Below are 7,839 nucleotides of genomic sequence, written 5' to 3'. Positions count from 1 at the left end.
TATCCCTTATTTTAGGGAAGATTATATGGATTGCCTATTCCGGGCTCGCACTGGACTTCGCGTTGCTCCCGTCCAGGGCTCGACATTTCCGGACTAGGCAAGTCGCCGCCCCCGCTGCAAGCGCAGCTCCTTACAGTCTACTCTTCTGCCCCGGTACGCCGCTTTGCTCTATACCGGGTATTTGCCTGCAGATGATTGTATTCTCCGTCACGAAGTTTGCGGTCGTTGAGTCACATTAATTGTGCCTGGTCTGTCACAGATCCCTTTCCCGGGCCGTCACGGCTTGTTCGCCTGGTCTGTCACATCTATCTGTTGAGCTCTGTCACGGAATTGAGAACCGGTTCGTCACGGTTTTATTCCTCGATGCGTCACGCCTTGTTCCCCTGGTCTGTCACATATGCAGTGTCACAGAGAACAACCTGGACAGGTCACATATGGAAAATTGCTGTGGTTTGAGCTTCGGTTTCAGAATGCGGCGCGTGATCGTTTAACCAGGTTGTTTTCCCCTTTGTTCCGCTTTGCTCTACGCCGGGTATGATGGGGACGCCAAGGCGGCTCTGCCCCTCTCTCCCCAAAAGCAAAAAAGCTTCGTCCCGTGTCCTCGCTACGCTGTGGGCCGATCCATTCCTTGTTTTTTGCTTTTCCCCTTCCCTCCCCGCACCTCGCCCGTGGGTCAGAGGTGATGTTGAGCATCACCCTTGATTACAGGGTTTCTTTTTTTTGGGAGGATAAAATCAGATGTTTACTACAGCCACATATAGCCCGGAAGATAACAAGCTTCGCCTATATTTTTCATCTCGCCTTGAATCAGACCTTTTTGAGCGCGTCAAAGCTCAAGGCTTTAAATGGGCTCCTAAACAAGAGTTGTTTGTTGCCCCCAGCTGGACGCCAGCCCGTGAGGATTTTTGCATTGAATTGGCCGGAGAAATTGAGCCGGAACAAACAACAATGATCGAAAGAGCAGAGGCTAAAATTGAACGCCTTGAGGGTGCGGCGAGAAAGGCAGAAGAGAGATCCAACGGCTTTCATGTGGCGGCTAATGCAATTTCAAAGAGGTTTGAATTTGGTCAGCCCATTCTTGTTGGCCATCACTCAGAGCGCAAGGCCCGGAAAGACCAAGAGCGGATTAATAATAATATGAAAAATGCGGTTCAAGAGATTGATAAAATTCAACATTACAATTGGAAGATCCGGGGAGTTGCGGCACATGCAAACAGTAAAGCAAGCAGACGTACGAGGTTAAACCGGATTAAAACCCTTTTGGCAGAATTACGTGATTTGCAACGCACTTTGAATACGGCGCAAAGAAATTTGAAACTTTTGAATCAAATAAATACGATAGAAGATAAGGAGAAACGCGAAAACGCAATTTCTATTTATGCTGGAGGTACTTTTGTATCAGTTAACTTATATTTTGACTTGCGTAATGGTAAAATCACCCACGAAGAAGCTATTACAAAGTGCATAGAAAACAACAATTTAATTATTAACAGCCCAACGCGGAAAAGATGGATACTGCACACGCTTAACCGTTTGGGATATGAGAGAGCAGAGTTAGGGCCTATAGTTCGGTTTGAAGGCGATATAACCCCCGCTATCCTTCAGGTTTTTGTCAGGACACACGGCGCAGATAAGCCGAAGGCGTCTTGTGATGGTGAAAACTGGAAAGTCGTTTCAAGTGTTGATTTGCCGCTGCATATCGGCGGGGGCGAAAAAGAAATTTCACTTACATCAAGTGAATGGTGCGAGTTGATGCAGGACACTGGTTACGAAGTCCCTGCGGCAGGTCCAAAGAAACCCCCGATCCTAAATTTTAAGGCGGAATCAATCGAAGTTGGTCGATATGGTAAAGCCTATTTGTATCAACAAATTGAAATGACGAAGGAGGAATATTCAAATCTTTATGAAGAGCGCCGATGGGTGGAATTATCCTCTTGTTGTACGTTCAGGGTAAAGGTTTGTCTTGATCCAAATGTGCGTGGTTATGGAGCAAAGCGGCTTGCTGTTTTTCTAACAGATAGCAAAGTTCACCCCTCGCCTGATTCAAATTCAGTTGTTTTGAGTGGAGTGAAGGCTGATGCATAAGAGCTTGTATTCTCGCCCTGCAAAACCTCGGACAATGTTAGTTCCATTAACTAGGGGGGCACCTGAAAAGGTGCTTCTCCAAATTCCCGAGATCCTGGCGGTTGATCGTGCAACTGAATGCCATGTCACACCAGATTTTATTGGTGAAAAAATGGTCGATTACCTTGATGCGGAGGCTAATCATTCTGTTTTGGAGCCGGAAGCCGGAACGGGTAATCTTGTTGCAGCACTTATTGCGGGTGGAATTGAGCCTTGTAAAATAACTGCGATTGAACGTCATTGTGGCTTGTTTGAAAATCTGTCTCAACGCTTCGGGAAGTGGCCGGGTGTTGATTTGGTTAACGATTGTTTTTTGGAATATGCCGGGGCTACTCAATCGGAATTTGACCGAATAATAATGAATCCCCCTTTTCGGGAAGCTCGTAAGCATATCTCGTGCGCATTGCGCTTACTTAAACCGGGCGGTGTTCTGGTTGCCCTGGTCCCGGTAACTTTTACAAATGATAGGGCGGAGCTCTTGGAAGATCTTCCTTCTGATGCATTTCAAAATGTGAAGGTTTATACAAAGCTTATTCGATTTGAGAATTGAGGTTGGTTATCTCAGTTACCTGGTGTTTTGGTGGGCGGGTAACGAAAAAACCCCGAACTTTTGTTCGGGGTTGCGAGGCTATCGCCTCTTTCGGTCTGCTGTGCATCCCGTTTTCGGAGAATTTTGGTTACGATTTAGGCGGTTTTGTTTATTTTCTAATGAAGGGTTTTAAATTTTAAATGCCCGTTTTTGTGTTGGGGTCTGGTGGAAACGCGGGGTTGGTAAAATCGTGCCGCCAGTCTTTGAGTTTGGTATCAATAAATTTTTCGATCTTGTCTATTGAATGCCCATTTTTTAAGGCTTGGATGATGTTATATGCCCCGTGATGATAGCCACGTCTGAAGGCAGCTTCGTGGTCTGGGTTGTTGTCTGGTGGGGTGAGGAGTTCGTCAATTTTCATATTATAATTCCTATTTTGTTTTTTGGGGATTTATCGTGGCAGATTTACAGCTATCGATATAGTATAAATTGTGTTGTTATTTTGTAATTCAAGTTAATGGAGTCAATATTTTTGATTTTATGATATTTTATACCTTTTTTAAGTATTCCGATTTTGTATTTAAGCTCTAATCAAAATTTTGATTATATTATTATTGCACCGCATTTCGGTGTTTGTAAAATAAAGGAGGGAATGCCTGCCCATGGGGGCAGACCGGGCTATACTCGGTAAGCTCGTTCCTCACTAACCTGCACCAAGCCCCTGCGGGTCTCGGCCCTGCCGGGTGACTATCCCTCATTTTAGAGGGTGGAGGAAGTTTAAAAACGCATGTTTGACGCGTGAACAAAAAAAGAACATTGACTCGTGTTCTGGTTGGTATCATTTATTGAGCATGACAAAAACCAACTCAATTTCACGTATTCGACAGGCTTTTATTGGGTCCTATTGCCCTTTGTTGCTACTGGCGTCAAATGTGCCAGCTGGTTTTCCGTCGCCAGCTGAAGACTACATTGAGGGCCAAATTGATCTTAATGAACAGCTGATACGAAATCCTCATTCAACTTTTCTTATGAGGGTATCGGGTGACTCAATGATTGGTGCGGGAATCATGACCGGATCAACCTTGGTTGTCGATCGATCAATAGACCCGAGACACGGTAATGTTGTTATTGCGGTTATTGACGGCCAGCTAACCGTTAAACGTCTGTATAAGCAATCGGGGATCATTCAATTGAAGCCTGAAAATCCCGAATACCAGGTGATCACTATTTCAGGCGAACAAGACTTACAAATCTGGGGTGTTGTTACAAATGTCATTAGCTCGCTCGGATAGCTGGATCGCGCTTGTAGATGTCAATAATTTCTATGCGTCATGTGAGCGTGTTTTTAGGCCCGATCTTGAGGGCGTTCCGATTGTGGTCTTGTCGAACAATGACGCCTGTATAATTGCAAGATCGCAGGAAGCTAAAGATTTGGGCTTCAAGATGGGGGGGCTGTTTCATAAGGTTCTGCCTGACCTGAAAAGGGCAGGGGTTAAGGTCTTCAGCTCGAATTACGCTCTCTATGGAGATATGTCTGATCGCGCTGTTGCCGTATATCGCCAGTTCACGCCAAACCTGGAAATTTACTCGATAGATGAAAGCTTTCTCGACTTCTCAGGTTTCAGCGATCTTGATGAGCTGGGGCAGCGGGTCCGTTATACAACCCGACGTGATACCGGATTGCCAGTCTGCGTCGGGATTGCCCGGACGAAAACACTTGCCAAAATCGCAAACCGGATTGCCAAGAAGAACCCGGAACATAACGGTGTGTTCAAGCTTGAAACAGGTGATAGTGAGCAGCTGAAGAAAATTGAAAACGCCGATATCTGGGGTATCTCTCGTCGCCTTACTCCAAAGCTTCAGGAACTTGGAATTTATAATGTTTTGGACTTGTCCAGGGCCGATCCGAAAATGCTGCGGCAGAAGTTCTCAGTTGTTCTAGAGCGCATGGTTTATGAACTCAACGGTATTTCCTGCTTGGAGCTTGAGGAAGTCGCACCTGTCAAAAAAGGGATTATGGTTTCTAGGGGGTTCGGCCAGTACCAGGAGAAGTACCCAAGGATTCAAGAAGCTGTTGCAACTTATGCAACACGAGCAGGAGAGAAGATGCGATCACAGAACCTGGTAGCGAATACCCTGACAGCATTTCTGCGAACAAGTCCACATAACGAAAGCCAGACCTATTATTCAAACAGCCATACGGTGGCTTTTCCAGAAGCAACTAACGATACGGGACTGATAATCCGGGCTGCTTGGTGGTGCCTGAAGAAAATTTACAGGCCGGGCCTGAAGTATCAAAAAGCTGGTGTATTTCTTGGCGGGCTGGTCAACGCCGATGCAACGCAGCCAGATTTTTTCTTTAAGCTGGATACCGGGAAATCGAAAACACTCATGGCAGTTCTCGACAAGCTGAATAAAGACCATGGGCGCGACACTGTTAGGTTTGCGGCTTCGGGTGTGTCGACTGAATGGAAAATGCGTCAGCGCATGGTTTCCCCGAGATACACGACACTTTGGAAGGATATGCCGCTCGTTTACTGAGTATTACCTGTAACGGCTTTCCTTCAGGGTTTTTAGCATGGTCAGTCACATATTAAGTGCCAGCGATTTGAGGGGGTGTGGCCCCCTCCCCTCACCCTTGGATTATAGTTTCCTTAAATCCATTTGATCATAGGGCGGTACATCTAACCCATGGCGTCGCATTAGGTGGTAAAGGAACTCAATGTCTTTCATTTCAGCTTCTCTTGCTGCTTCCTGAAACATTGTTTTCAAGAACACAGGGATGCGTGGAAAATTTAACTGTGTCTTTTCACGTAATTTTCCTCTTAAATCTTCCCGGTGGGGGCTAGGTAACGATTTAGCTTGTTTTTTTAGTGCTTTCGGAATGGTTTTATCTTCTTCAACGTCAGTTGTGTTGAGGTTCATCGTTAATTTAGCCATTTTGCGTTGCCCTTTCGATGTTGTAGAAATCAATTAAGCCGCTGATTTGTAGACTACCTATAAACTCTCTAAGTGCTGTAAGGGCAGATCCTGACGGCAACCCGCCATGGCTATGCATTTCTTTAAATCCCGTCCTGCTCCAAAGCGGCTTTTCTAAAAATTCTGCACCTTCTGCGCTAATTGCGTCTTTAACAACCTGTGTGATTTTTGCGGTTTTATCCACATCGGTAAAAACGATATATGATCGCGCTTTCTTTGCTGAGGTTATACCAATCGATTTTACATGATTCCATGTTCTTATTGCGCCCTCCGCATCGGGCTCGGAGGCTTTTGAAGGTATTAACACCAGGTCTGATAGTGCTATGGCGTACATTGCCATGGCAGACTTGTATCCGGCTGTATCGATAAAAATCACATCAAAATCGGCGCTCAATTTTTGGACTGATGGGGCAAGTAGTTCATCGTTATCCAGATATAGAACAGAGACGCCGATTTCTTGTTTCTCCATCCATCGTTCGCATGTTTTTTGTGGATCTGTATCGATAATACATACTTTTGCACCATCTTTTGCCAGCCACCCGGCCAGGGAGCAAATCATAGTGGATTTACCCACGCCTCCTTTTCTTTGGGGAGCGCTAATAATTTGAGCTTTATGATTTTTGGTCATTCAAATCGTCCTAGAAGATATTCAGAATACAAGACATAGCATAACGAATATAGGTTATGCAATAACCTATATTCGTTAACGTATAACGTGTAATGGATAATGCATAATGGATAACGGATATACGTTAACAGGTATCTTATTCTCTTATGTATAAATTGGGGATGGGGTGGATTGAAAAAATAATCTATTTACCAAAAGCTGTAAAAATGAGGAATAGTAAGAAATAGACCTCTGTATTTATAAGGTGATTATCAGGCGCGCATACATGGGTATGTTAAGAGGATATGGATAAAATATAAAAGTGGATTGTACACCTGAGAATGTTGTAATTCGACAGTTTTAAGTATTTGTTTTAAAAGATTAAATAGATGTTGTTTAAATGTAAGTCCTGTTAACCATAAATAAAGTTAAGAAAGTATTAAATTTTACTTGAATTCAATCCATTTGAGATTCATTATCCCAAAAATAACACAACCCATGATATAGGCAATGGATTGTGTTGAAAATTAAATTGATGGTGTGGGCAAGAAAGTGTTCGTAAGTAAAAATAGGTATTTATTCTTCTGTTTCTTGGGATTTGATGGCCTCAATAATTGCCAGTTGAATATCGGAAAGATCGTAAATTCTCTTTCTCCCACCTATTTCTTCACAGGCGTGCAAAAACGTATTTATCGCGGCGCGATAAAGTTCACTTCTGGATATTTCTAAACTGTGTTGCTTCAGAAGCATTGCTTCTGTGTCCTCAACTCTCTCAAGGAGTGATTGAGGTACACGAAAATTTAAATTAGCCATACGGTTACTCAAGTCAAAATTCTCCACAACACTCATATATTTTGAACACAAAATCAATGCATAACATTTGTGATGTTATTGTGATGTGATATTGTTGACAAGAAGTATTTTAGCGTGTAGAGATACGGTAGTATAACGGAGTGCGTGATGGAAAACAAAGCAGACGATATTAGGGTATTCAGTGTTGTTCAAACAACATGGGGTGTTCCGAGCAATATCTTTTGGGGCTCGGTAGCACTGGCTTTTTTGCTTGGTTTTGTGATGACACCTTCAATGGGCGTTATTTTTGGCATGGTATTCGGCATAACGCTTTGTGTCATTTTGGTGGTGATCTTGATTGCGGTTCACAAGGGCGACCCACAGGGTTTGGAAGCTTGGGTTAGGAGGATCAAGAATCCTGGTAATACCTGGCGTGGGGGAAACTACAAGAAGAAACGTTTTGTCGTTATAAAATAGCAAATACAAGGAGTTATTATGTGTTTGGTTAAGGGTGGAATTTTGTCATTGGTTATGGCTCTTCAAAGCCAAGTTGCATTCGCCGCATACAATATCGGCACAAGTGGCGGTGCCAGGGGGATTGAAAAATTCGAGGCATACTTTCAAGACTGGATCAACTTTGCAACGGGTCCTTATGCGCTTGCGGTTGTCGTCGTGAGTGTCGTGGCAGCAGTCACAATTTTTGTATGTGCTCCCAAACAGGGGCCAATGGCTATCTTTGCTCGGGCGGCTATCGGGGGAATTGTTTTGATTAACATTACTTCGTTTATCGCAGGCTTTACCGCATAAG

General features: G+C 44.0%; 10 protein-coding genes. 6 read left to right on the top strand and 4 right to left on the bottom strand.

Translation table 11 applies throughout. The features are described 5' to 3' along the window. The first annotated feature begins 738 nt into the window (after positions 1–738). Both O4H49_RS20095 and O4H49_RS20090 read left to right on the top strand, forming a co-directional pair. Complete coding sequence (locus O4H49_RS20095; protein WP_269425223.1) at positions 739–2,085, top strand: DUF3560 domain-containing protein; 1,347 nt, start codon at positions 739–741, stop codon at positions 2,083–2,085. After that, positions 2,078–2,674 (top strand): class I SAM-dependent methyltransferase, encoded by a 597-nt coding sequence (locus O4H49_RS20090; protein ID WP_269425222.1) that lies wholly within the window; start codon positions 2,078–2,080, stop codon positions 2,672–2,674. The genes O4H49_RS20095 and O4H49_RS20090 overlap by 8 nt, the downstream gene beginning before the upstream one ends. Positions 2,675–2,849: 175 nt before the next feature. Here O4H49_RS20090 and O4H49_RS20085 read toward each other — a convergent pair whose 3' ends face one another. Beyond that, on the bottom strand, positions 2,850–3,074 hold the full coding sequence (locus O4H49_RS20085) for a hypothetical protein (RefSeq protein ID WP_269425221.1): 225 nt from the start codon (positions 3,072–3,074) through the stop codon (positions 2,850–2,852). Positions 3,075–3,504: 430 nt separating this feature from the next. Between O4H49_RS20085 and O4H49_RS20080 the strand changes: the two genes are divergently transcribed. After that, complete coding sequence (locus O4H49_RS20080) at positions 3,505–3,945, top strand: LexA family protein (protein ID WP_269425220.1); 441 nt, start codon at positions 3,505–3,507, stop codon at positions 3,943–3,945. After that, positions 3,911–5,194 carry a Y-family DNA polymerase gene (locus tag O4H49_RS20075; protein ID WP_269425219.1) on the top strand — a complete coding sequence of 428 codons (1,284 nt, stop codon included), beginning with the start codon at positions 3,911–3,913 and terminating at the stop codon, positions 5,192–5,194. The genes O4H49_RS20080 and O4H49_RS20075 overlap by 35 nt, the downstream gene beginning before the upstream one ends. A gap of 102 nt (positions 5,195–5,296) precedes the next feature. Here O4H49_RS20075 and O4H49_RS20070 read toward each other — a convergent pair whose 3' ends face one another. From O4H49_RS20070 to O4H49_RS20060, 3 genes are all read right to left on the bottom strand, one after another. After that, positions 5,297–5,593: a hypothetical protein gene (locus O4H49_RS20070; RefSeq protein WP_269425218.1), complete on the bottom strand. Its 297-nt coding sequence runs from the start codon at positions 5,591–5,593 to the stop codon at positions 5,297–5,299. Then, the gene (locus tag O4H49_RS20065; RefSeq protein ID WP_269425217.1) at positions 5,586–6,260 is read right to left on the bottom strand and encodes a ParA family protein; all 675 of its coding nucleotides are present in this window, start codon (positions 6,258–6,260) and stop codon (positions 5,586–5,588) included. The genes O4H49_RS20070 and O4H49_RS20065 overlap by 8 nt, the downstream gene beginning before the upstream one ends. Before the next feature lie 555 nt (positions 6,261–6,815). Continuing rightward, positions 6,816–7,064, bottom strand: coding sequence for a hypothetical protein (locus tag O4H49_RS20060; protein WP_269425216.1), 249 nt, complete (start codon positions 7,062–7,064; stop codon positions 6,816–6,818). Positions 7,065–7,199: 135 nt separating this feature from the next. Here O4H49_RS20060 and O4H49_RS20055 point away from each other — a divergent pair, with 135 nt between their 5' ends. Together O4H49_RS20055 and O4H49_RS20050 are read left to right on the top strand one after the other, a co-directional pair. Continuing rightward, positions 7,200–7,508, top strand: a complete 309-nt coding sequence (locus O4H49_RS20055; protein WP_269425215.1) for a hypothetical protein — start codon at positions 7,200–7,202, stop codon at positions 7,506–7,508. A gap of 18 nt (positions 7,509–7,526) precedes the next feature. Continuing rightward, positions 7,527–7,838 (top strand): hypothetical protein, encoded by a 312-nt coding sequence (locus tag O4H49_RS20050; protein ID WP_269425214.1) that lies wholly within the window; start codon positions 7,527–7,529, stop codon positions 7,836–7,838. Position 7,839: the final 1 nt, after the last annotated feature.

Source organism: Kiloniella laminariae (genome assembly GCF_027214005.1).
Taxonomy (GTDB): Bacteria; Pseudomonadota; Alphaproteobacteria; order Kiloniellales; family Kiloniellaceae; genus Kiloniella; species Kiloniella laminariae_A.
This window is presented reverse-complemented; position numbering and strand designations above follow the sequence as displayed.

Coding starts and splice junctions, on each gene's coding strand:
- O4H49_RS20095 (WP_269425223.1), top strand. CDS start 739: ATGTTTACTACAGCCACATATAGCCCGGAAGATAACAAGCTTCGCCTA.
- O4H49_RS20080 (WP_269425220.1), top strand. CDS start 3,505: ATGACAAAAACCAACTCAATTTCACGTATTCGACAGGCTTTTATTGGG.
- O4H49_RS20055 (WP_269425215.1), top strand. CDS start 7,200: ATGGAAAACAAAGCAGACGATATTAGGGTATTCAGTGTTGTTCAAACA.
- O4H49_RS20065 (WP_269425217.1), bottom strand. CDS start 6,260: ATGACCAAAAATCATAAAGCTCAAATTATTAGCGCTCCCCAAAGAAAA.
- O4H49_RS20070 (WP_269425218.1), bottom strand. CDS start 5,593: ATGGCTAAATTAACGATGAACCTCAACACAACTGACGTTGAAGAAGAT.
- O4H49_RS20090 (WP_269425222.1), top strand. CDS start 2,078: ATGCATAAGAGCTTGTATTCTCGCCCTGCAAAACCTCGGACAATGTTA.
- O4H49_RS20050 (WP_269425214.1), top strand. CDS start 7,527: ATGTGTTTGGTTAAGGGTGGAATTTTGTCATTGGTTATGGCTCTTCAA.
- O4H49_RS20085 (WP_269425221.1), bottom strand. CDS start 3,074: ATGAAAATTGACGAACTCCTCACCCCACCAGACAACAACCCAGACCAC.